This is a genomic window from Cyanobacterium sp. IPPAS B-1200, from assembly GCF_001747005.2.
Taxonomy (GTDB): Bacteria; Cyanobacteriota; Cyanobacteriia; order Cyanobacteriales; family Cyanobacteriaceae; genus Cyanobacterium.
In genome coordinates, this window is the sequence record NZ_CP182899.1 from 907,084 (window position 1) to 929,962 (window position 22,879).

A 22,879-nucleotide genomic window follows, 5' to 3' on the forward strand; every position below is an offset into this window, starting at 1 on the left:
GATTAAGTGCCATGGGATAACAAACTTTCAATTTTTTCTATTACCTTTTCTTCATTTACGGGCTTCCCTAAAAATCCAGAAGCCCCCACTAACTTACTCCTTACCCTGTCCACCATACCATCATTGCTAGTTAGGATAATGACGGGGGTATTTTTCAATTGAGATACTCGACGAATCTGAGAGCAAATTTCATAACCATTAATAATGGGCATTATCAAGTCCAAAAAAATTAAATCAGGTTTATTGGTGATAATTTCAGGTAAAGCCTTCAAAGGGTTTTGAATAGACATAAATTGATAGCCTGATTTTGTGACAATATGCTTCATAATTTCACATATTTGGATACTATCATCCACACAGATAATTAACTTTTGTCTAGTGGGTTTGGTAATTTTATAATTGTTATTATTACTAACTCCAATTAAGGGTACATTCAAGGAACTATCACTAACATTTACTAGCTCAATAATACCTCTTTCAAAGTAAGGTTTTAACCAGGTAGTAACTTTGACAATGTTTAATTTTAATTTATCGGCAACTTCTTTTAAAGTTAATTTTCCATTAAAAAGTGAGACTAATTTAGTATAAGTAGGAGTATTGAAATTTTTTCTAAGAATAGCTGGATTTTTTATGATAGGGGCAGTATTGGGGGACCAAGGGGTTAATTTCTCTTTTTGCCATATTAACCATAGGTTTTCTGCTTCTGTTAATACTTCCTGAAAGTTGAATAAATTAAGAGAACTTTTTAACCCTGATTCTTCTGAAAACCCATTTTCTGCTATTATAAAATCGTATAATAATTTTTGCCTTACTTCTGCATATAATATATCAAATAAAATTTCATTAATTCTTATTTTGATGATTAATAATGCCTGTTCCTTGTTGATCAAAAAACGCTTTAATAAATTAACGATAATCTGATAATTCCAACACTCAAAATCCTTCGCCTTTTCTAAATCAATTAAACTTAAGTCTAATTGGGGACAATATTTATGAATTAACCTTTGCCATGAGCGATAAGGATGATAACCTCCATCAGCCCATACAATTCTACCAAGACATAGGTATAGTCGCCAAGTTTTGCCTTGACTTTCGATTATATCTATTCTACCTGTAAACTTTTTTTCGTTGGCAGATTCAAGTTTCTGTCTTAGCGTCATTACTCTTGTTTTTTTGGATCATCTACTCTTATTATCTATTATGAGCATATTTTTTGACGCATAATCTTAAGTGTCTCTTTATTTTATTGTTTCTTCATATCTATATTTTTCCTTATGGGGTAGTGGGTATAGCTAGTTAAAATATTTTGGAGTTGGCGAGAAATAAGATAGTATATAGCACTTATATCTGATAAATATTTCAAAAGAATTTTAAATCCCTTGTGATTAAATAAAATCTTTTTTTATCAAAATTGTTATATTTCAGGAAAAAAATCCAATAAAAATAATCATCATAAAACTTGACCAAATTAAGTTAATTACCATATGAAACATTGTAACTGTAGTTTAGACTAAGAAAAAATTGTAAGAGAATAAGTAAGCTAACAAAGATTAGCTCAAAAACGCTATAAATGAATTTAATAATGGCTTAAAAGTTATTTTTTTGGTCTTTTTTTAGTCTTAGATAAACGCTTTTTAACCGTAGGATAAACTTTAGCTTTGTTTCTTTTTCGACCTTTAGGCCAGCCATGGGATTTTCCCCGACTTTTAGGAGAAAGGGTAGGACTTCCAATGTCCATCAATAATGAAGTCATAGACAGAGCCACTCTTCCGGGGGTTAAATTCTGTTGAGGTTTTTGCCATGGCAGATGATATTCTTTGACTAAATCCTTGGATAACCATAACTGCCAAGTAATATTGACAATTAAATTGCTCCACCTTTGACAACTCTCAGGGGTGCGAAAATGGGGTAACGTCCAATGTAATCTTTGCTTGGCGAAACGATACCAGTGGTCCACACCAAATCGTCGGCTGTATTGAATCCAAATATTGGAAGAAGATAAAAATTGCTCTCCCACCCAGATTAACCACAGTGGGCGATGTAAAGCACCAGTTTTTTTCTGCTTCAATCGTTCAATTTTAAACAGGGTTAGCTTTTGTGAAGGGGCATTGTAGAAATGAAGTTCTTTCCATTTACTCATCCGTATTGTTCCTAGGGATGAGTCTTCCATTTCTAATATTTCATGGGCATGGGGAAAATGGTCACATTGATTTAATTTCAACTTTGCCCCATGTTTTTTCGGTCTGCCTCTACCGCTATAGGCTGGAGGATTACCATAAAGACATAGATTAGAACGTACTCTAATCAACTTACTGATTTCAATATCTGCGGTTTGCTTAATAAATTTGCCATTGCCATACTCACAATCCAACACCACCAATTTCGGTTTATTTTCTGGCAATTTTCTACACACTTGCCTTAGTTGCCATGTTGCTTTACCCAGAGGATTTTCAAAGGATGTGATTCTTTCATGTCTTAAAGGTAATGCCCAACTTCCTTTCTCATTCAATGGTGGTAACCAAGCGATGGTGCTATATCCTTGTCCTATGACCGATGAATTGATGGATGACGAAGAATATTGATAACCTCTATCTTTCATGGTGGGACTATCTTCAAACTTCCACTGAGTATGATCTATACCTAGTAATGTATATTCTAAGGTGTCTATTTCTTGAATATATCGTTTCATCAATTTGTTGCTGTTCGGACGACAATCTTTTATGGCTTCATAGGTACTACACCATTGCCGATGGAAAAAAGGTGATAAAGAAAAATCTGCCAAACTACGAGCATTTTCCGTGGTCATAACACTATCCATCAATTGAAAAGTGGCATCTTTACCTTTGACTAACATTTCATAGGTGTCATGACGGAAATTTTCCAGTCTGCTATATTTGTTCATAGAGAGAAGATTTTATTTTTGCTTATTTATATTTTCTCTCTATTTTTCTTTTATGTCTTGTCCTTCTTTGCTCCACTTTCCATTTAGTCTAAACTACAGTTGTAAAACTACAATGGGGCTTAATGTTCAAAATATGATTAGATTACCATTGTCTATTTGGTATCAAAAGTAAAACAACTAAATTGAACAAAAATAAGTTTTATACCCCTTGTCGTGATGTGTTTGTGTTATGAATCTACTTCAAGCATAACACCACGGGTATAGTTACGGGTTTCTGATTGCTCTGGGCTAAGGAAGATTTTTTCTACAGAATTTTGTTCGAGTACAAAACCGACTCTTTGCCCCAGTTGATTGTCTCTTACGTCAAGGTAAATCACGTCATCGCATACCCTAGCTATTTGTTTGAGGTCATGGGCGCTCATGATGATGGTATAGTCATCTTTTAGCTCATATATCAAGTTTTCTATTTCTAAGGTAGAAATGGGGTCTAATGCTGAACATGGTTCATCTAATAATATCACTTCTGGTTGAAGGGCGATCGCCCTTGCAATACATAATCGTTGCTTTTGCCCTCCCGATAATAGCATGGCATTTTTACGGAGATTGTTTTTCACTTCTTGCCATAATCCCACCCGTTTGAGGGAATCCTCGACAATTTCATCAAGATTTTGACGGAAACCATTGACTTTTAACCCCATGGCAATATTTTCATAAATGGAAGTAGGAAAAGGGGTAGGGCGTTGAAATACCATGCCAATACGGCGTCTAAGCTGAATGGGTTGAATTTGGGAGGTATAAATATTTTGATTCCGAAAATAAACTTTACCCTCAACCCGAATACCTTCCATTAAGTCATTAAGACGATTAAAACATCTTAATAACATACTTTTTCCAGAGCCTGAGCGACCAATAATGCCTGTTACTTTGTTTTCAGCAATTTCTAAATTCACCCCTAATAATAAAGGTATATTTTCATGATAGACAGATAAGTTTTGGACGGTGATAATACTGTTTAAATTTTCCATAAATCCTCTCTTTTGCTATTAATTTAATTAAGATATTAATTACGTTGAATATTGTTAAAATACTCTCGAATAAGTACCGAGAACAAGTTTAAAACAATCAAAATTACTACTAAAACAATGGTGGCTGCAGCGGCTAACTGTTGCACCTCGGCACTAGGATTTTGTAACCAGTTAAAAATTTGTACTGGTAAGGTTGTATAACTACTCTGTAATCCTTCCCAAGATAAGGGGGGTAAAAAACGCACGGAAGCGGCAACCCCAACTCCAATGAGGGCAGCTGTTTCGGCTAATGCTCTGGTTTGAGAAAGGATTACTCCTGTTAAAATTCCGGGGAGGGCAGAAGGAAGAATAAGTTTCCTTAATACCTGTTGTTTGGACATTCCTAGGGCATAACCCCCACTTCTTAGGCGTTTACTACTGCTTTTTATGGCACTACGACTGGCAATGATGAGGGTGGGTAAACTCATTACCGTTAACACCAACGCCCCTGATAGAATGGTGGGGCCTCCTGTGATGGGGCGCATCCAGCGCACAAAAATCTCTAAACCCAATAAGCCATAAAGAATGGAGGGAATGGAGGCAAGGTTGGCGATGCTGATTTCGAGAATGTTATCAATGCGTTTATTTTTACGATATTCTTCTAGGTAAATGGCACTGCCTACCCCCAAGGGAATTACCATCACTAGGGATAAGATAAACAGCCAGAGGCTACCTACTAGGGCGGATAATATTCCTGAGTCTTCCGCACGGCGGGATGCAAAGCTAGTTAAAAATGCCCAGTTGATTTTTTCTAACCCTGTCTGAGATAAATTCCATAAAAAGATGGTGATAAAAACAATACCAAAACTTGCTCCTAAAAATGCCAAAATGGTAAAAATGCGATCGCACCATAGCCGAACATTGGAAATGGGTGCATCTAAATCGGGGTTAACAATGGGTTGCCTTTTTTTACTTTTTTCACTATTGGCAGAAGGATAAAAAGAAGGAATAGAATTTACATCGACGTTGGCATTTGTCAATTCTTCTTGAGCTAATTTAGTAACACTTTTACTAAAAGAAAATAGTTGCTTTTCTGATTTATTTTGTAGCCAATAACTAATGCTATTGAGACTAAAAGTAATTACAAATAAAAGGAAACCTAATGTAAAAATAGTTTTGAATAAAAGTGATTCAAATTGAACCGAACCTAAACTTACTTTAATAATAAATGAAGTAATTGTTTCTATAGATTCTAAGGGATTTAGCGTTAAATTTGGTCTTTGCCCAGATGCGATCGCAACTATCATTGTCTCACCCAGTGCTACAGAAGTCGCCAAAGTAAAAGAAGAAAGAATGGCAGGATAAGCCAAAGGTAACAACACCTTATAAATCATTTCCAAACGAGTGAAACCGAGGGCATAGGCAGAATTGCGTAAATCATCAGAAATTATACTCAAAGCATCTTCGGTGAGAGACGAAATAATCGGAATAATCAAAATCCCCACGCAAATTCCCGCACTCAACGCATTAAAACCCCCCATATTAGGAAACAGAGTATTTCTTAACAAAGGAGTGAGAAAAAGCAACGCAAAATAACCATAAACAACCCCAGGAATACCCCCCAAAGATTCCATCGCTATTTTTAGAAACCTTTTCATATTTTTAGGGGCATACTCCGACAGATAAACAGCACCCAAAATGCCGATGGGAATAGCCACTAACAAAGCAATAACAGTCACCAAAAAAGTTCCTGCAAGTAAAACAATTATGCCAAATTGGGGATTGGAGAAATTAGGAGTCCACTCGGTGCTAGTTAAAAATTCAAAAATAGATACTTCCCTAAAAAACTCCCAAGTTTCAAAAAGAAAAATACCCACAATACCAAAGGTAATCAAAATGGGAATGAAACCCAAAATAGTGATAATAAATTCTGAAATAATACTAGGAAAATTATCAACACTAAAACTTTTTTTATAATCAACTTGTTTAATCATGTTTCCCCTTTTCTATTAAATTTTCGAGAGAGCTTAAAGCTGATTGAGTACCGAGGGAATCACGCTCTAGTTTTTTAACTACAGTTTTATTTTTTTCAGAAATTTTTAGCAAAAATTTGATTTCTGGCTTTAACTGTTGTGCCATACTATTAATAGTAGTATTTGCCTCAGTTATTTGATTTCCTAAAGCCGCAATTTCATCTGCAATGATATTAAAAGAGCTAGAACGACTATTATCAGCAGGTAAACTAGCTGAAATAATGGCAACTTGATGAGATAAATTATCTACTTTTTTACTAATTCTTTCAATTAAGAAAGTACTTTTATCGATACCCTTAAATTTTTCTCGAAAACTATCACAAATCTGAGCAACTTCTGAAGTAAACTCAATAATTGATTTGATACTATTCTCAAGGGAATTAAAAGTAGTTTTACCCTTTTTAGAAAGTAACGAACCTAATTCATTAAAACTCTGATTGAGAAGATTTATCTCTTTACTTTGTTTGGATAACTCCTCCTTTTGTAACTCTAATTTTTGAGTTTGAGTTTTTAAGAGACTATTACTGGTTTTTAGATTAACTTGTTGTTCTTCTAACTGTTGAGAATATTCCTTCACCTTCTCCTTTTCTCGTTCTATTTTTTGAGCATAACGCCTCAAATCTTTTTCTTGAGAAACTAACGTTTCATTAATACTAGAAAACATCTGGGCTTGAGCTAAAATCAAAGAACTTAATTCCAACATTCCCACTTCATTACCATTTTCTGTCACCACAATAGGACTATAAATTTGTTTCGGAGGGCGAGTTAATGCCTTTTGTACGGCCTCATTTATTTCCGTAGAAATATCTATTTTTAAAGATTGATAATCATAGTTGTTTAGAAATAATTTAATGGGGCGCTTAGCATAGATGTCTCTAGCATATTCCCGACTCATGATTTCAAAAAACTTTTGTCTGGGTATAACCCCTAAAATTTCTCTACCCTCTACTACAAAAAATCCTGAAAGAGTAGGATTTGCTAAAAGATGATTCTCAACTAGATTAGTTAAAACGTTTACCTCAACTCGATAATTATCAAGGGGTAACTCGGCTAGAATATTTTTCCTCTCCACAGTATTCGATTTAGGGGGCATATCATTTAGCAGAATTGCTCATTTATTTACATAGGTTTATTGTAAAAAATAAACTACTTTTTTTCAACTTTATTTGTCTTAATCTTTTCTTAACTTAATAACCATAAAAAACCGTTATTCAGTATTTTTACGGAGATAATATAGCTATGATCTTAACCTTCTGTTAATTTATTATGAATGATTTTATGTTTTATTAGAAAGGGGAATTATTAGTTAAATATATATTGACAAATATACAGAATATTATGATTATTAATAACAGTAATAGTTTATTAAGAAGTGGTTTGACCGTCTCTTTAATCTTTGCCGCTGGATTAGCTGGATGTGCCAACGACTCTTCGGTGAGTGGTAGTAGTGGTTTAACGGGTGACATTGCCATTGATGGTTCATCAACGGTTTATCCTATTACCGAGATAGTCAGTGAGGAGTTTGAGGGAGATAATCCTAATGTGCGTATTGCTATCGGTATTTCTGGCAGCGGGGGAGGATTGAGTAAATTTTGCGCAGGAGAAACGGATATTTCTAACGCTTCACGGCCTATCAAAGCAGAAGAAATAGAACAATGTAATCAAAATGGGGTGGAATTTATCGAATTACCCGTTGCCTTTGATGCCCTCTCGGTGGTGGTTAATAAAGAAAATGACTGGGCTGTTTGTCTTACTGCTGATGAATTGCAGACTATATGGAGTCCTGAGTCTCAGGGGGTGATTAATAATTGGAGTCAAGTGAGGGAAGGATTTCCCGATGTACCTTTGAGTTTATATGCTCCTGGTACTGATTCTGGTACTTTTGATTATTTCACTGAAGCTGTCAACGGTGAGGAAGGTTTGAGTAGGGGAGATATTACGGCGACGGAAGATGATAATGTCATTGTGCAAGGGGTGACTAGTGATGTCGGTGGCATCGGTTATTTTGGTTTATCTTACCTAGACGAAAATTTAGATCAACTTAGGGCAGTAGCATTGGATAATGAAGATTCTAATGATGGTGGAGATGGTTGTATTGAGCCTAGTGTTGCCAATGTGGAGGCAGGTATTTATCAACCCCTCGCTCGTCCTCTATTTATTTATGTTAAAACAACTTCCCTTGAACGTCCAGAGGTAAAGGCTTTTGTTGATTTTTACTTAACCCAAGAAAATTCTGAATTAGTTAGGGAAGCGGGACAAATTGAATTATCCGCTTCGGTTTATGATAGGGCAAAAAGTAGATTGCAGAACATGACTACTGGTTCTGTTTTTGAAAAGATTTCTACCATTGGAGTTAAGTTGGATGAGGTACTTTAATTGTTGATACATTTTTTTTCAGAGGATAATAGGCGATCGCCCTTTAACCATTAAAAAATCGTAAAATTCCATATTGGGTAGGTTTTTCCTACCCATAAAACTACTAATTTGGGGACTTATCACGATTTAACTTGAGCATCAGCACACCGAGGGGAGGTAAACATAAATCGAGGGAATGGGGATAATCATGGAAAAACCATTCATCGGTCCATTTTCCGCCTAAATTACCCATATTACTACCGCCATAATCCTTAGAATCACTGTTAAAAATTTCGCTATAAAATCCAGCTTCTGGCACTCCCACACGATAATGGCTATGGGGTTGGGGAGTAAAGTTACAAACCACAAGGATAAAATCAGCAGAATCCTTGGCACGACGAATAAAAGAAACCACACTATGGCGACTATCACTACAATCAATCCACTGGAAACCTTCTTCTTCAAAATCCCTTTCATAAAGTGCGGGTTCAGCCTTATAAATAGCGTTAAGGTTACTAAAAAAACCTTTCAATTGTCCATGGGATTGATAATTGAGGAGGTGCCATTCTAAATCCTTCCAGACATTCCATTCCGTCCATTGCCCAAACTCCATGCTCATAAACATGGTTTTCTTGCCGGGGTGTGCAAACATATAAGTAAACAAACTACGGATGTTAGCAAACTTTTGCCACTCGTCTCCTGGTACCTTACCTATGATATTGCTCTTACCGTGGACAATTTCATCATGGGATAGGGCCAACATATAGTTTTCTGTGTGGTGATACCACATACTGAAGGTGATGCTATTTTGATGAAATTGGCGGAACCAAGGATCCATGGCGAAATAGTCGAGCATATCGTGCATCCAGCCCATGTTCCACTTCATATTGAAGCCCAAACCGCCCATGTAGGGGGGACGGGATACCATAGCCCAAGAGGTTGATTCTTCGGCAATGGAAAGGATACCTGGGAAGTAGTTAAAAATAGTTCCGTTGACCTGTCGTAAAAATTCCACGGCTTCGATGTTTTCCCTACCGCCATAATCATTGGCTACCCATTCACCATTTTCTCGGTCATAGTCGAGGTATAGCATGGAGGCAACCGCATCAACTCTGATTCCGTCAATGTGGTATTTATCAAACCAAAATAAGGCGTTAGCAACGAGGAAGTTACGTACTTCGTTTCGTCCGTAGTCAAATACTAATGTACCCCAGCCTTTATGTTCTCCTTTTCGAGGATCTCCATGTTCAAATAAATGGGTACCATCGAAAAATGCAAGTCCATGACCATCTTTGGGGAAATGTCCAGGTACCCAATCGACAATTACGCCGATGCCGTTGAGGTGACATTGATCGATAAAATACATCAAGTCTTCGGGAGAGCCATAACGGGAGGTGGGGGCGTAGTATCCTGTTACTTGATAACCCCATGAGCCATCGAAGGGATGTTCGGCAATGGGTAGTAATTCGATGTGGGTGTATCCTAATTGTTTGATATAGGGGATGAGGCTTTCGGCTAATTCGTAGTAGGTGAGGAAACGGGCATCGGGTTTGGCATCGGAGGCGGTGACAACTTCGGTTTGTTTGCCGTAGTTTTTGGGAAGTTGTTCTCTGGAGGTGTGTAACCATGAGCCGATATGAAGTTCATAAACGGAGATGGGTTGGGTGAGGGGGTCTGTATTACGGCGCTTTTCGAGCCAGTCTTGGTCATTCCATTGGTAGGAGTCTAAGTCGGCAACGATGGAGGCGGTTTTTGGTCTTACTTCTTGGGCAAAGCCGAAGGGGTCTGATTTTTCGTAAATATGTCCTTCCCAGTTTTTGATTTCGTATTTGTAGTGGGTGCCGAAGTCTAATTCGGGGATAAATAGCTCCCAGACGATATTATTAATTTTACGCATTTGATGTTCTCTACCGTCCCAACTGTTGAAGTCTCCGAGGATGGAAACGTTACGGGCATTGGGTGCCCACACGGCGAAGTAAACACCTTTTACGCCATTTTGTTCCATGACGTGGGCGCCTAGTTTTTCGTAGATGCGATGGTGGTTTCCTTCTTGGAATAGGTATAAGTCGTAGTCGGTGATGGTGCTAGATTTGAATTGATAGGGATCATAGACTACTTTTTCTTGATCTCCTTGTTTAATTTTTAGTTGGTAGTTGTTTAGTTCGTGGGCTTCTATTTCACATTCAAAAAAGTTGGGGTGATGGTGCGATCGCATCTTATACTCTTCCCTAAGCTCTGGGGCGATAACATAGGCTTCGGATGCCTTAGGTAAATAAGCCCTTATCACATAGGTTTTTTTATCTTCCTCCTCGGAAAGAAGGTGAATACCCAATATTTCAAAGGGATCATTATGTAGATTATGAACTATTTGTTCTACTTGCTGACTGGTAATATTGCTAGGCATTTAATCTTATTCAGTTAAAGGGTTTTTTTATATGTTGTCATCATGATACCTAGTTTTTCTGGATTGATTCGATTAAATGAGGGAAATCATTGAGAGTTTGCTCTAATAAATCAATTTCAAAGGAGTTTACTTGTTCTTGTAAATGGTGGCTATAGTCCCATAGAGGCTGATAATTATACTTTTTGGCTTCTTTGGTCAAATTTTGGGCAAATTCCCTGATATAAGCGGTTATTTTGGTCTTCTGGGCTTTTTCCCATAGGGGTAGGTAGTTGTTAATCAGGGTGTTGACCATTTCTGCCCGTTGTCCATGGTCTAGGTTCGGTAGATTTTTGATTTTCGGTTTGGGAATGGCAAAATAGGTACTTTTGAGGGATTTATTTTCATGGAATAATTTTTTGAGAATTTCCACAATATTGCTACGGATAAGGGGTTTAGGGAGTAACGTAAATATTGAGGATGCAATTTCTTTTATACTTTCTGCGTGGGGTGATGCGGTGACGATAATAATGGGAATATTTTCGGTACTAGGGTTATTTTTCAAAAATTTCACCACTTCAATACCATCTAACACAGGCATTTTTAGATCTAAGAGTATTAGTTGAGGTTTATATCGCAGGGTATTGGCGATCGCCTCTTGACCATCCCTTGCAAAAATAAGATGATGGAGAGTACCATGAAAAAATCCTTTAATCAACTCCAAATTAGAAGCCACATCATCCGCCACCAAAATAGTTAAAGGCTCAAACTGTTCCAAATTATCATCAGGAAAAGACACACAAGGAAAAGGAGACACCAGAGCACAACTCACCAAAGGAAAAGTAGCCGTAAAAATACTACCAATGCCCACCGTACTAGACACCTCCATTTTGCCATCAAGCATATTAACCAGCTTTTTGGTAATCGTCAGCCCCAATCCCGTGCCACCATATTTACGATTATTTTGCCCATTTTGTTGAGTAAAAGACTCAAACACCCTCTCTATATCTTCCTCTGGGATACCAATGCCACTATCTTCAATGGAAATATAAAAACCACAATTTCTTAACCCTACCTCAAACCCCTCCCCGTTATAACAACCCGCCGAAACCTTCACAAAACCTTGCTCAGTGAACTTAATAGCATTACCAATTAAATTAAACAAAATCTGTCTTAATCTAATGGGTTCAAATATAATTCCCGTGGGAAAATCTTCCTTAATATCTAAGATTAAATCAAGGTTTTTTATCTCCGATTGATACTTAAAAATATTAATCATTTCTTGTAACAAACTTCTAACATTTAAAGCCTCATAATCCACCTGCATTTTTCCTGCTTCAATTTTGGACAAATCTAAAATATCATTAATTAAAGCGAGTAAAGTTTGCCCACTACTAGAAATAGAATCAAGATAACTCTTTGCTACCTTGTCATCCACAAAATCTTTTAACAAATCAGAAAAACCTAAAATAGCATTCATCGGAGTTCTAATTTCATGGCTAATATTAGCTAAAAATTCACTTTTTGTAAGGTTCGCAATTTCCGCTTCTTCCTTAGCTATTTTTAACTGTGCCGAAGTTTTTTGCACCTCTAAAAAAAGCTCCGCTTGTTCAATAGCAATGCCCAATTGAGTAGCAATTTGTCTTAACAAATTAACCTGTCTTGATACCCAAAAAAAAGACTCACAATGATAAGCCGCCAATAATCCCCATAATCTATCACGGGAAAAAATCGGCACTATACACATCGCCTCCGCTTCAAATTCTTGATACAATTCTCGATGACAGCGGGAAAAATTTGCTTGAGAAATATTATTGATAGTTGTTGTTTCTCCCTGACGATAACGCCCTCCATGGTTTTCTTGTAAGTAGCTGTCATCCCATGTGCGAAGACTATTTTGCTCTACTAAGGATATTAGATTATCTTTTTTACTTTCTGCAATAAATTCCCCTCCCCAATCTTCTTTAAAACCATAGACAGAAACTCGATCGCACTTTAAAATATTTCTAACTTCATCACAGGTAGTATTACAAATTACCTCAAAATTAAGACTATCTCGCATCTTAGTCATTATGGAATTTACCGCCTTTTGAAACAAGGCATTTTCCCGCAGGGCCATTTCCCGTTGTTTATCAATGGTAATATCCGAAATCACCCCATTCCACACCACATAATCGGATTCCACCACGGAAGGAATACAATGTATTTTGAGATATTTTTGTTTACCCTTGGGGGTAATAATCGAAAAACTATAGTTTAAATCTCGTAAATATTGACGGGATAAGTAAATAATTTGCCATAAATCATTCCGTTGTTGAGAGTCTATTAGGTTAAATAAATTTTGGGCATCATCCGTAATTGTTTCTGGGCTTAATCCTAATATTTCTTGACTAACATCACTAACAAAGGAAAAGTAATAATTATTGTCTTTATCCATGACAAATTGGAAAATTATATCAGGAGTTAATGCCGTTATTTCCCTTAAAGCCTGATTTTTAATTACTTCGGTAAATGGAGGATTTTTTTTGTGTTCAATTTTCTTATCTGTATTCATTTTTTATGATTTACATATAATCTTTTATTTCTATTTCTCCTGTTTTATCCATGGTTAAGGAGTAATTATTATCAAATAAAATTAAGTTTTTAAAAAAGTTGTAACGAAAAATATTCTATCTTACAATGATTAGTAATCTATTTTTGTTGATAGATTTTTTTGTGGTTTTGTATTTGTTTTAAAATCAATTTTTTTTGTTACTTTTGTCAGAGAATTACACTTTTTTATTATTTATTATGACAATTATAATACCTCTGATTCCTAAAAAATATTTTGTTAAAAAACATTAATTATCATGAAGTTTTATTTATTTTTCTCAGATATAATCTCCATGATATTTCTTTGCACAAATTTCACGTAAGTCTCTCTCGGTGGTAAAATATACGGTGTACTCTCATGCTGGTTTAATGGCGATCGCAAATTCAGTTCCCCCAGAAGTCTTAGAACAAGTTGCAGAATATTTTAATATATTAAGTAATCCCATGCGTTTGCAGATACTAAACCTACTGGGAGAGGAAGAAAAATGTGTTCAAGAATTGGTGGAAATCACTAAAACCAGTCAAGCTAACGTTTCAAAACATTTAAAAATTATGCTTCAAGGGGGTATTATCAATCGTCGCCCCGAAGGCACATCAGCTTATTACTACATCGAAGATTCCCTTATTTTTGAACTATCCCATCTTGTTTGTAACCACCTTGCCGAGAAAATGGAAAAACAAGCCCTCAAATTCCGTAATATTACCCTAGCTCAACAGAAAAAAAATTAAGAAATTGCCGATTTTCAAGCCTTTTTTTGTGGACGGCAGCGGGATTATATGTTATTATTTAGATAATGGGAGGCTTTGAAAAAATAAATATAAACGGTCAGATTCCTATTATATAAAACACATTTCTATCATCGCCCAATAAAAGATAAAAGTCAATAAAAAAGGCGATTTTTTTAACAAATTGTAATAAAAAAGCAATAATCATTAATCCGAAAAAACTTCGCCATGGGGCATAATAGCATCTGTGAGGATTGCACTATCTAAAATCGCCCCTGTCAAATCAGCATCTCGAAGATTTGCACCCACCAAAATAGCCCCTGTCAAATCGGCATAACTCAAGTCTGCCCCTTGTAAACTGGCATTACTCAAATCTGTAACTAAATTGCTGTGGTTATAATTTCTTTTGCCTAGGTGCGCTCGACATAACTTTGCCCCGTCTAAATTAGCACCATATAAAAGGGCTTGGGATAAAAGACTATAACTTAAATCTGCATTACTCAAATTTGCATTACTTAAATTAGTTCGATAATCAGAAGAAATGCGAAAATCTGCATATATAGCCATAACATTACTCAAATTTGCCCGTTGAAAATCAACGCCGCTAACGATGGCTTTTAAAAAATTTGCCCCTTCTAGGTTACTTTCCATAAAATGGGCATTACTCAAATCAGCATCCCGAAAACGGGCTTCTTTTAAATTACCCTGATTAAAATTTGTCCCCCACAAAATAGCTTCACTCAAATTTGCATGGCTAAAGTTACTCTGGCTAAAGTCTGTTTGCCCTAATCTTGATTGTCGTAAATCACCATGGGAAAAATTACTTCCTGAAAGGTTAGCCTTAATAATTTCTGCATCGATGAGATTGATGTGGGAAAAATCTCTTTCTCCTTGACTATATTTATTAAAAATTCTTTCTATGGATAAATTCATTATTTAGTAATGATTACAGTAAAATAGGGAGGGTTTAAAGGTACTGAGGGGATGGCTTGACAATATTAGTATAACTTGAAAAGGTTGTGAAGAAATTTTGAGAGTATCTAGTTTTGAGGTAGTTTAACAGGTGAATGGGAAGACGAGACAGGTTGAGTTAAGACTGGCAAAAATTCCTTATATTGGTTTTATAGCGGTGCATTATTGGTTTGTAATAGTTCATAATACAACTAAGTGCGATCGTTGGGAAATATGGCAAAATAGGAATAGAGGTGGTGAAAACTGGGGACATTTACATCAAAATTTGATGGGGGCATATAATGGAGTGGGTAATGGTGAGAGTTGTCGAGAATATACGTGGCATGGAAAAACCGCTGAAAAATTAATTAGGGTAATTGAAGAGAGTAAAGATAATTACCCCTATTGTTATGTTTACCGCTATTTTCCAGGCCCTAATAGTAACACTTATGTGGCATGGGTGTTGGATAAAGCTGAGGTTGATTATTCTTTGGGTAGAAAAGGCATCGGCAAAAGATATTGTGAATTACGATGATAGGTAGTTATTTAACCAAACTATTTTTAGATTGCTAGGTAGGGTTGCTTAATGATGCTAAGAAACACTATCAAACATTGTTACTATTGTCCATTCCTAATTCCCCACCTAAACTACAAATCATTTTTAAATTGAGCAATATCCAGAGGTTAATTATTACAACGTTTAGGTTTCTTATGATCAAAAATGATTCATTATATAAGTAGTGATGTTGGAGATGTCGTCGGGATGAATAATTCAGAAAACTTGGGTAAAGAAAAAAGTCTTATCTTAATTGTGGATGATTTGAAAGCAAATTTAAAGTTATTGACTTATATTTTAGAAGCAAAGGGTTATCAAACCAGTTTTGCCATCAGTGGTAGGGATGCCTTGGAAAGATTAACAGTTTTGACTCCTGATTTAATTCTGTTAGATTTAATGATGCCTGATTTGAATGGTTTGGAGGTTTGCCAGAGGGTGAAGTCTAATCCTGATTATCGGGATATTCCCATTATATTTTTAACCGCTAGTCAAGAGGAACATCATTTGATTGAGGCTTTTGAGTTGGGGGCAGATGACTATGTGACAAAGCCTTTTCGGAAGCCTGAGTTGTTGCGTCGGGTGAATACCCAGATTACCATTAGAAAACAACAGCAGAAAATTTTGACTCTTCAAAAGCAGTTGGAGGATATGAAGTCGGCGGTTTGTGCCTAATATCAATGGAGTTGTTATTTAGTTTTTGTTCTTGTCTATAATTAAGTGAATTTGATTGGATAAAGAAAAGAATATTTATGGGTTATTTTGATGCTTTGGTTGAGCGTTTTTCCGAGGATAAGGAGTTAGAAAAGGCTTTTGGGAAACATATCCACTGGGGTTATTGGGAAAATCCTTCCTCGGCGGATGGTAGTTTGGAAGATTTTGCGGTGGCTGCAAATAATTTATCTCGGTTGGTGATTGACACTGCGGGGGTTAAGAATGGAGATAAAATTTTGGATGCTGGATGCGGTTTTGGAGGCACTATCAGTCTTTTAAATGATAGTTTTGATAATTTGCAGTTGCGAGGGGTAAATATTGATGGGGTGCAGGTGAAAAGGGCTTCTGAGGTGATTCAGCCGAGGGGAAATAATGACATTGAGTTTATAGAAGCTAATGCTTGTAATTTACCTAATTTTAACTCTTTGTTTGACGTTGCGATCGCCCTTGAGTGTATTTTTGCCTTTCCGAGTCGAGAAAAATTCTTTGAGGGGGTAAAAAGAAACATCAAAAAGGATGGTCAATTAATAGTGGTGGACTTCATCATTAACCCCACGATTATCCAAACTTGGACTTGGTTTGAAAAAAATATCCTAAGTCGTTTAATTACTGATACCTATGGCTCAAAGGCAACTAGCGAAGTCGCTTTTATTGATGTAAAAACCTATAGAGAAATTGCTGAAAAAACAGGATTTACCCTAGATAAAGTGGTTGATATTAACAAAAACGTACAACCAACTTATCCGGCAATTAACAAAATTATCATTGATGATTTTAATGATTTATTAACAGCAAAAGGACTAGAAATTTTTAGTTTATTTAATCTAATTAGCTATCAAATATTAGTTTTTAAGCCCACTGAATAGTAAAGAAAAAAAGGCTTTATAATCATAACAAAGATATGATAAAGTGTGAACAATTGATTATTAGTTATCCATGGTCAATTGTTGACACCTAACACCTAATACCTAACACCTAATTAGTTTCTGGTGAGCCACTTTTGACCATTCAAACGCTGTAAAGTGTATAAAACCAAAAGGTCTAAATTTACTCGGCGCTCGTCAATCATGAATGATTCAAGGGTGCTAGGCTGTTCACTATCAATGGTACAAGTAAATGCTTTTTGTCCCTTTATATCCTCATCAATAAAGTAAATAGCAAAGGTGCGATTAGACCATTTTCCTTGTAACTGCCAACAATCAGGATTACTTTCTAAACCCAAAACAGGAATTTTTTCCTTTTTGAGGGCTAACTCAATCTCATCAATACCCTTACTAGCAAAAGCATCCTTGAGAGAGGGAGTGAAATGTTGCTCCATAAACTCAGTAAAAGGTTTATCTTCAATGGCGGGGGGTTTTTCCTTTTTTTTAGCGGGGGGTTTTTTCTCGGCGGTATTTACTTTTTCTGGAGTAGAATTTGCCTTATTTTCTTCTGTCATGGATTTATGTTAAATAGCTACAGTTAATAATAAGTATAGTATAGGGCGATCGGCACAAAAAGTTGGGGTAACACCCCACAGATAATTTTCCCGTCGCCAAAATACTAATTAACCGTCACAATCCAAGTACCCACATATAAGCGAATAGGCACTTGCCCCGCTGATAGAGTTTGTCCATGAAAATAAAAAGTACCACCAAAACGGGGATTATAAACATTGGACATGACAATTTCGAGATCTCTAGTTTCCAAAAAAGGCTCTTCTAAGACAATTTCGATAAAACTACTTTCTTTATCCCAAATAACCTCTTGTAAAGGAAGGGCTTGATTATTCAAACGAACTTCAATGGCATCCGTATCAAACTTACCAGTAAAGGATTCGGGGTAGGTGACATATAATCTGGAAACTCCATCGGTTAATCTATCCCCTGGCATTGTCAGACGATACCTTTCCCAATTTCCTGCTCTATTACCAAAATCAAAATTACGTCTTAAGAGATTTTCTCTCTCGATGCCGCTAAACAAGACTAAACCCTGTCCTTGAGCCATTACCATATAAGGTATTCCTAGCAAAAAGGAGGTCGATATTGCTAGGGCGGCCATCAAACGCTTAGTAGTTAATTTAAAAGGTTTCATATATGGTGTAAATTTCTAATTCCATTAATTAATAAAAATCATCTTTACTGTAACAAACTATGTCCTATGACGACAGTATGGGGATAAATAGTTCCATTTTTAATGATAAACTTGACCGTCGGGCATAATAGCCCCTTCAAAGTTAACATTAAGGATGTTGGCACTACTTAAATCAGCCCCAATCAAATTGGCATTAGTCATATCGGACGAGCTTAAATTGGTACGGGCAAAAAATACTTCCATTAGGGAGGCGTTGCGTAAAATTGCTCCATAAAGGTTAGAGCGACTAAAATCAGCCCGATTCATCCTTGCAAAAGTCATGTTTGCCTGAACTAAATTAGTACGAATAAATTTGGCTTCTGGCATGGAGGCACTATCCATGTTAACCATGGTTAATTCAGCATCCGTCATATTTGCCCTTTCCATTTTGGCGTTGGATAAATTAGCGCCGATAAATTTCGCTCCAATACATTGAGCATCGGTTAAAAAAGCTCCGTTAAGGTTAGCTTCTGTGAGGGTTGCCCCTGTTAAATCTGCTCCCCGTAGGTTGGCATCTCGCAAATTAGCACCGATTAAACTTGCTCCTTTGAGGTTTGCCCCTTTTAAGTCTGAGCCTCTTAAGTCTGCTTTATCTAGGTTTGCACCGATAAGATTTACTCCATTACTTCTTTTTTCTTGTCGCAGATTAGCGCCTCGCAAACAAGCCCCCTTGAGGTTGGCGTTATTTAAGTCGGCGTTTCTGAAGTCTGCTTCGATGAGGTTGGCATCGAGGAGGTTGGCAAGGGTTAGTTGACTATTTCTAAAGTCTGCTTTTTGGAGGATGGCGCCATGGAATTCGGCACGGTGAAGGTTTGCTCCTACAAAGTTGGCTTGGTTGAGGTTTGCCCCACTAAAGTTAGTTTCCACTAGGTTGGCATTATGGAAGTTAGCACGGCTGAGATAGCTGAAGGTGAAGTTGGATTTTTGTAGATTGGCGTTTTCGAGGATGATGCCGATTAAGTCGGCGCCTGTTAAGTCAATTCCTGCTAAAAGGGAGTTGGAAAAGTTTATTTCCCCTGATGAAAAGCGGTCAATAAATTCGTTTATTTCCATATAAGTGTTTGAGGGTTTGATTATTGATTTTATCTGATTTGAGGTGGGGTTATTCTTTGATGATGGGTAGTTGGGTAAGGGGTACGGTGAGGGTTACGGTGGATCCTAGGTCTTCTCCCATGCTATAGAATGATATTTTCCCTCCCATGGTTTCGATGAGTTTTTTGGAGATGGCTAGTCCTAATCCTGTACCTCCGTAGGCTTTTGTCCTGGATCCATCTACTTGGTAAAATTTATCGAATAGGTCGTCTTGTTTTTCAAGGGATACGCCTATGCCTGTATCTTCTACGGTAATTTTAACGAATCCGGGTAGTTTTTGCTCTCGAAATTGGATGGGTTTGGAAATGATTTCGGCGTTGATGGATATGTCTCCTTGGTGGGTAAATTTGAGGGAGTTTCCCACTAGGTTAAACAAAATTTGTAGTAGTCTTTGGTCATCGGAGTAGATAAGAATGGGATCGTAAGTTGGGGGAAGGTTTATATTGAAGTTGAGGTTTTTTTTGAGGGCTTGGGGTTGGGCAAATTTAGCTACTTCTTGACATATTTTATTTAGAGAGATGGGTTCAAATTTGAATTCAATTTTATTGGCTTCTATTTTGGCAATGTCGAGGATGTCGTTGATGAGGTTGAGCAGGTGAAGGGCTGAGTTGTAGGCTTGGGTAATAAATTCTTTTTCTTCTTCTTTGTCGTCGGCCATGTCGTCGAGGACTAATTGTAAAAATCCTAACATACCATTGAGGGGAGTTCTTAGTTCGTGGCTGGTACTGGCTAAAAATTCACTTTTTAGTCTTGATGCTTCTTTGGCTTCTTTACTGGCTTGTTCTAATTTTTTGTATATGGTGGCATGGGCGATCGCCGTTCCCACTTGTTCTGCTAATTCTTGGATTAATTCTAATTCCCCTTTACTCCAATGCCTGGGGCGATCGCACTGATGTAATACTAAAATACTATTTAATTCTTTTTGATAAAAGGTACCAACCACAAGGGTAGATTGACACTGAAAATGATTGTAATTGAGGTCATGATAAACACAGGGTTTTTGAGAAGTTAGAGCATCCTGTAAACAACCGTATTGATCAATGGTAAAGGTATAACCTAGCAGGGGGGTAAAGGGGGGAATGCAATATTCTGCTTTTACCACTACGCTATCTTGTTGAGTAGAGGGCAAAAGTAATAAACAACGAGAAACTTGGAGAGACTCCCCTATACTATCAACGGTTTGCTTCCAGATTGTATCTAAATCAAGGGTACTACGAATATTTCGAGCAATATGGGTCAAAACCCGCTGAAAAGGATCAGGATTTGGGGGTAAAGAAGAAGGGGAAGTGAGGGGCAATTCCTCAGACTGTAAGTGATGCCCCATTACTAGTACCTGCTCTACTTCTTGATCTGATTTAATGATAGGACTGATGATTAAATCAAAGGGAAAAATGTTGCCTTTATAACTCAACACGTACTGACAGTGTTCAGGAATACGTCTTGCCATTACCCTTTTGACCCTTTCTAAATAAGGATTAAGAGGTACAGGAGATAAAAAATCGAGGGGAGGATTATTTTCTGGTTTCTCGTAACCGAGTAATGGTTGTTTTTCAGGTTGCCAAAAAAAAGAAACATACTTGCCTTCCCTATCCTGAATAAAGACTAATTCAGCCCCCAATGTCGATAGGTCTTGGCAATTATATTCAATTTTCTCCACTATCATCCTTGGTGATGCCATCAATTTTACATAAAAAATGATTGATTCTCTCCCTAGTAAATAATGGAGGCAAAACTATTTACCTGACGATTATTAATAGTTTCGCTTTATTGATTTATAAATTAATTTAATCAATATATATATACTTACATCAGAGAGATTCATTTCATCATATCAGAGAAATCATTTAAGTGATTACATTTATTTTTTTGATGCAATTAAAACAAATTAATCATTCCATTCTCCCCGAGGAGGTACGGGGGGATTACGTCTGAGACTACGGGTTAGGTCATCATCTTGTCTTCTTTCTCCTTTCAACCACTCTTTGAGAGCCGTTTCCACTATTTTGCTAGGATCGTTACTTAGATGTTTAATTTTTTCTACTAATTCTGAGTCGATATGAAGGGAAAGTTCTATTTTTTCAGAACTACGGGAACTAGACAATATTTCGTTATTCATGGGTAGTAATAGTTTATAAAAAAAGTTTACATATTTATTATATTGTGAACCAATTTTTTCTTTTTGTTTAAATTGGTTAAAAGGTGTTGTCGGATACTTCAGCTTCTAGGGCTAATTTTCCTAGGGTAACTAGCTTGTTTTGTAGATTATTTTACCCTTACTCATCAATCAAGTATAGCATATCCTCTCCATGGACAATGTACGGTTGCAGTCAAAGCAAAGGGTAAGAGAAAACTTTATTATCGACTCTCTATCATTGCATACCTAACCCTTATGAAGATTGGTTTTATTGAAGAGAAGAAAAAAGATAAGGATTATAATAGAATTTAGTTTAATGAAATATTTTTTTAATTATGGTTGCGAGTACAAATAATTCTAATATTCCTGTCACGGTGTTAACAGGTTATCTGGGGGCTGGAAAAACTACTTTACTCAATCGTATCCTCACCCATGAGCATGGGAAAAAGGTAGCGGTAATTGTCAATGAATATGGAGAGGTGGGCATCGATAATCAATTGGTGATTGATGCTGATGAAGAAATTTTCGAGATGAATAATGGTTGCATTTGTTGCACGGTGCGCGGGGATTTAATTCGTATCATCGGTAATTTGATGAAGCGTCGTCACAAGTTTGATCATATTGTCATTGAAACTACGGGTTTGGCTGATCCTGCTCCTGTGATACAAACGTTCTTTGTGGATGAGGATATGCAAGATAAGTTGTTACTTGATGCGGTGGTAACGGTAATTGATGCTAAACATATCCAACAACATTGGGATGCCCATGAGGCGGAGGAACAAATTGCTTTTGCTGATATAATTTTGCTTAATAAGACTGATCTAGTTTCCCCCGAAGAGTTGGAGCAGTTGGAGGCTAAAATCAAGGGTATGAATAGGATTGCTAAAATTTATCATACTCAAAATAGTGCGATCGCAATGGATAATATTTTAGGGGTAAAGGCTTTTGATTTAAAAAATGCTCTGGAAATTGACCCCGAATTTTTGGGAGAGGAAGCCCACGAACATGATGATTCGGTTTATTCTATTGCTATTGTGGAAGATAAGCCCATTGACACCAACAAGTTACAAGAGTGGATAGGGGAAGTGCTACGCACCCAAGGGATTGATATATTTCGTATGAAGGGTATTATCAATGGTCAGGGTATGGATGAGCGTTTAGTGTTTCAGGGGGTACATATGATTTTTGATGGTACCATTGATCGCCCTTGGAAGCCAGAGGAAAAACGCCGTAGTCAGTTGGTATTTATTGGGCGTAATCTGGATGAGGAAAAATTAAGAAAAGGTTTTCAAGGCTGTATTGCTTAGGATAGGGAATTATTTTGAATAATA

General features: G+C 36.7%; 19 protein-coding genes. 6 read left to right on the forward strand and 13 right to left on the reverse strand.

What is annotated here, in order from left to right; translation table 11 throughout:
* Positions 1 to 2: 2 nt before the first annotated feature.
* From A5482_RS04130 to A5482_RS04150, 5 genes are all read right to left on the reverse strand, one after another.
* Positions 3 to 1,160, reverse strand: a complete 1,158-nt coding sequence (locus A5482_RS04130) for a response regulator (protein WP_069791211.1) — start codon at positions 1,158 to 1,160, stop codon at positions 3 to 5.
* Between the two features lie 434 nt (positions 1,161 to 1,594).
* Positions 1,595 to 2,902 (reverse strand): NF041680 family putative transposase, encoded by a 1,308-nt coding sequence (locus tag A5482_RS04135; protein WP_446684748.1) that lies wholly within the window; start codon positions 2,900 to 2,902, stop codon positions 1,595 to 1,597.
* 227 nt (positions 2,903 to 3,129) lie between these two features.
* On the reverse strand, positions 3,130 to 3,927 hold the full coding sequence (locus A5482_RS04140; protein ID WP_069789528.1) for a phosphate ABC transporter ATP-binding protein: 798 nt from the start codon (positions 3,925 to 3,927) through the stop codon (positions 3,130 to 3,132).
* 35 nt (positions 3,928 to 3,962) lie between these two features.
* Complete coding sequence (gene pstC / locus A5482_RS04145) at positions 3,963 to 5,900, reverse strand: phosphate ABC transporter permease subunit PstC (protein WP_069789529.1); 1,938 nt, start codon at positions 5,898 to 5,900, stop codon at positions 3,963 to 3,965.
* A complete protein-coding gene (locus A5482_RS04150) occupies positions 5,893 to 7,032 on the reverse strand; it encodes a hypothetical protein (protein ID WP_069789530.1) in 1,140 nt (379 codons plus the stop codon). The genes pstC and A5482_RS04150 overlap by 8 nt, the downstream gene beginning before the upstream one ends.
* 245 nt (positions 7,033 to 7,277) lie before the next feature.
* Here A5482_RS04150 and A5482_RS04155 point away from each other — a divergent pair, with 245 nt between their 5' ends.
* Entirely contained in the window at positions 7,278 to 8,315 is a 1,038-nt protein-coding gene (locus tag A5482_RS04155; RefSeq protein WP_069789531.1) for a PstS family phosphate ABC transporter substrate-binding protein, read from the forward strand.
* A gap of 103 nt (positions 8,316 to 8,418) precedes the next feature.
* On the opposite strand, the gene glgB is transcribed toward A5482_RS04155, so the two are convergent.
* The gene (glgB, locus tag A5482_RS04160; RefSeq protein WP_069789532.1) at positions 8,419 to 10,698 is read right to left on the reverse strand and encodes a 1,4-alpha-glucan branching enzyme; all 2,280 of its coding nucleotides are present in this window, start codon (positions 10,696 to 10,698) and stop codon (positions 8,419 to 8,421) included.
* A gap of 49 nt (positions 10,699 to 10,747) precedes the next feature.
* Positions 10,748 to 13,228 (reverse strand): ATP-binding protein, encoded by a 2,481-nt coding sequence (locus A5482_RS04165; RefSeq protein WP_069789533.1) that lies wholly within the window; start codon positions 13,226 to 13,228, stop codon positions 10,748 to 10,750.
* 371 nt (positions 13,229 to 13,599) lie between these two features.
* Here A5482_RS04165 and A5482_RS04170 point away from each other — a divergent pair, with 371 nt between their 5' ends.
* Complete coding sequence (locus A5482_RS04170) at positions 13,600 to 13,995, forward strand: ArsR/SmtB family transcription factor (RefSeq protein ID WP_446684809.1); 396 nt, start codon at positions 13,600 to 13,602, stop codon at positions 13,993 to 13,995.
* Positions 13,996 to 14,199: 204 nt separating this feature from the next.
* On the opposite strand, the gene hetL is transcribed toward A5482_RS04170, so the two are convergent.
* Positions 14,200 to 14,925, reverse strand: coding sequence for a heterocyst differentiation pentapeptide repeat protein HetL (gene hetL / locus A5482_RS04175; RefSeq protein WP_069789535.1), 726 nt, complete (start codon positions 14,923 to 14,925; stop codon positions 14,200 to 14,202).
* 130 nt (positions 14,926 to 15,055) lie between these two features.
* Between hetL and A5482_RS04180 the strand changes: the two genes are divergently transcribed.
* The 3 genes from A5482_RS04180 to A5482_RS04190 all read left to right on the forward strand — a co-directional run bounded on the left by A5482_RS04180 (position 15,056) and on the right by A5482_RS04190 (position 17,076).
* A complete protein-coding gene (locus A5482_RS04180) occupies positions 15,056 to 15,478 on the forward strand; it encodes a DUF3750 domain-containing protein (RefSeq protein WP_069789536.1) in 423 nt (140 codons plus the stop codon).
* Positions 15,479 to 15,664: 186 nt separating this feature from the next.
* Entirely contained in the window at positions 15,665 to 16,171 is a 507-nt protein-coding gene (locus A5482_RS04185; protein WP_242411878.1) for a response regulator, read from the forward strand.
* A gap of 77 nt (positions 16,172 to 16,248) precedes the next feature.
* Positions 16,249 to 17,076 carry an SAM-dependent methyltransferase gene (locus A5482_RS04190; RefSeq protein WP_069789537.1) on the forward strand — a complete coding sequence of 276 codons (828 nt, stop codon included), beginning with the start codon at positions 16,249 to 16,251 and terminating at the stop codon, positions 17,074 to 17,076.
* A gap of 113 nt (positions 17,077 to 17,189) precedes the next feature.
* Here A5482_RS04190 and A5482_RS04195 read toward each other — a convergent pair whose 3' ends face one another.
* The 5 genes from A5482_RS04195 to A5482_RS04215 all read right to left on the reverse strand — a co-directional run bounded on the left by A5482_RS04195 (position 17,190) and on the right by A5482_RS04215 (position 21,530).
* The gene (locus A5482_RS04195) at positions 17,190 to 17,648 is read right to left on the reverse strand and encodes a DUF2996 domain-containing protein (RefSeq protein WP_069789538.1); all 459 of its coding nucleotides are present in this window, start codon (positions 17,646 to 17,648) and stop codon (positions 17,190 to 17,192) included.
* A gap of 104 nt (positions 17,649 to 17,752) precedes the next feature.
* Positions 17,753 to 18,283: a DUF2808 domain-containing protein gene (locus tag A5482_RS04200; protein ID WP_069789539.1), complete on the reverse strand. Its 531-nt coding sequence runs from the start codon at positions 18,281 to 18,283 to the stop codon at positions 17,753 to 17,755.
* 99 nt (positions 18,284 to 18,382) lie between these two features.
* On the reverse strand, positions 18,383 to 19,375 hold the full coding sequence (locus A5482_RS04205; protein WP_069789540.1) for a pentapeptide repeat-containing protein: 993 nt from the start codon (positions 19,373 to 19,375) through the stop codon (positions 18,383 to 18,385).
* A gap of 49 nt (positions 19,376 to 19,424) precedes the next feature.
* Positions 19,425 to 21,092, reverse strand: coding sequence for a sensor histidine kinase (locus A5482_RS04210; protein WP_242411879.1), 1,668 nt, complete (start codon positions 21,090 to 21,092; stop codon positions 19,425 to 19,427).
* Positions 21,093 to 21,299: 207 nt separating this feature from the next.
* Complete coding sequence (locus A5482_RS04215; protein ID WP_069789542.1) at positions 21,300 to 21,530, reverse strand: type II toxin-antitoxin system CcdA family antitoxin; 231 nt, start codon at positions 21,528 to 21,530, stop codon at positions 21,300 to 21,302.
* Between the two features lie 353 nt (positions 21,531 to 21,883).
* Here A5482_RS04215 and A5482_RS04220 point away from each other — a divergent pair, with 353 nt between their 5' ends.
* Positions 21,884 to 22,855, forward strand: coding sequence for a CobW family GTP-binding protein (locus A5482_RS04220; RefSeq protein ID WP_069789543.1), 972 nt, complete (start codon positions 21,884 to 21,886; stop codon positions 22,853 to 22,855).
* Positions 22,856 to 22,879 lie beyond the last annotated feature (24 nt).

Bases quoted from the DNA above. Each gene is read 5' to 3' on its own strand.
- A5482_RS04195 (WP_069789538.1), bottom strand. From the start codon at position 17,648: ATGACAGAAGAAAATAAGGCAAATTCTACTCCAGAAAAAGTAAATACC.
- A5482_RS04185 (WP_242411878.1), top strand. From the start codon at position 15,665: ATGATTCATTATATAAGTAGTGATGTTGGAGATGTCGTCGGGATGAAT.
- A5482_RS04150 (WP_069789530.1), bottom strand. From the start codon at position 7,032: ATGCCCCCTAAATCGAATACTGTGGAGAGGAAAAATATTCTAGCCGAG.
- A5482_RS04165 (WP_069789533.1), bottom strand. From the start codon at position 13,228: ATGAATACAGATAAGAAAATTGAACACAAAAAAAATCCTCCATTTACC.
- A5482_RS04155 (WP_069789531.1), top strand. From the start codon at position 7,278: ATGATTATTAATAACAGTAATAGTTTATTAAGAAGTGGTTTGACCGTC.
- A5482_RS04140 (WP_069789528.1), bottom strand. From the start codon at position 3,927: ATGGAAAATTTAAACAGTATTATCACCGTCCAAAACTTATCTGTCTAT.
- A5482_RS04190 (WP_069789537.1), top strand. From the start codon at position 16,249: ATGGGTTATTTTGATGCTTTGGTTGAGCGTTTTTCCGAGGATAAGGAG.
- A5482_RS04220 (WP_069789543.1), top strand. From the start codon at position 21,884: ATGGTTGCGAGTACAAATAATTCTAATATTCCTGTCACGGTGTTAACA.
- A5482_RS04130 (WP_069791211.1), bottom strand. From the start codon at position 1,160: ATGACGCTAAGACAGAAACTTGAATCTGCCAACGAAAAAAAGTTTACA.
- A5482_RS04135 (WP_446684748.1), bottom strand. From the start codon at position 2,902: ATGAACAAATATAGCAGACTGGAAAATTTCCGTCATGACACCTATGAA.
- glgB (WP_069789532.1), bottom strand. From the start codon at position 10,698: ATGCCTAGCAATATTACCAGTCAGCAAGTAGAACAAATAGTTCATAAT.
- A5482_RS04200 (WP_069789539.1), bottom strand. From the start codon at position 18,283: ATGAAACCTTTTAAATTAACTACTAAGCGTTTGATGGCCGCCCTAGCA.
- pstC (WP_069789529.1), bottom strand. From the start codon at position 5,900: ATGATTAAACAAGTTGATTATAAAAAAAGTTTTAGTGTTGATAATTTT.
- A5482_RS04215 (WP_069789542.1), bottom strand. From the start codon at position 21,530: ATGAATAACGAAATATTGTCTAGTTCCCGTAGTTCTGAAAAAATAGAA.
- A5482_RS04210 (WP_242411879.1), bottom strand. From the start codon at position 21,092: ATGGCATCACCAAGGATGATAGTGGAGAAAATTGAATATAATTGCCAA.
- A5482_RS04205 (WP_069789540.1), bottom strand. From the start codon at position 19,375: ATGGAAATAAACGAATTTATTGACCGCTTTTCATCAGGGGAAATAAAC.
- hetL (WP_069789535.1), bottom strand. From the start codon at position 14,925: ATGAATTTATCCATAGAAAGAATTTTTAATAAATATAGTCAAGGAGAA.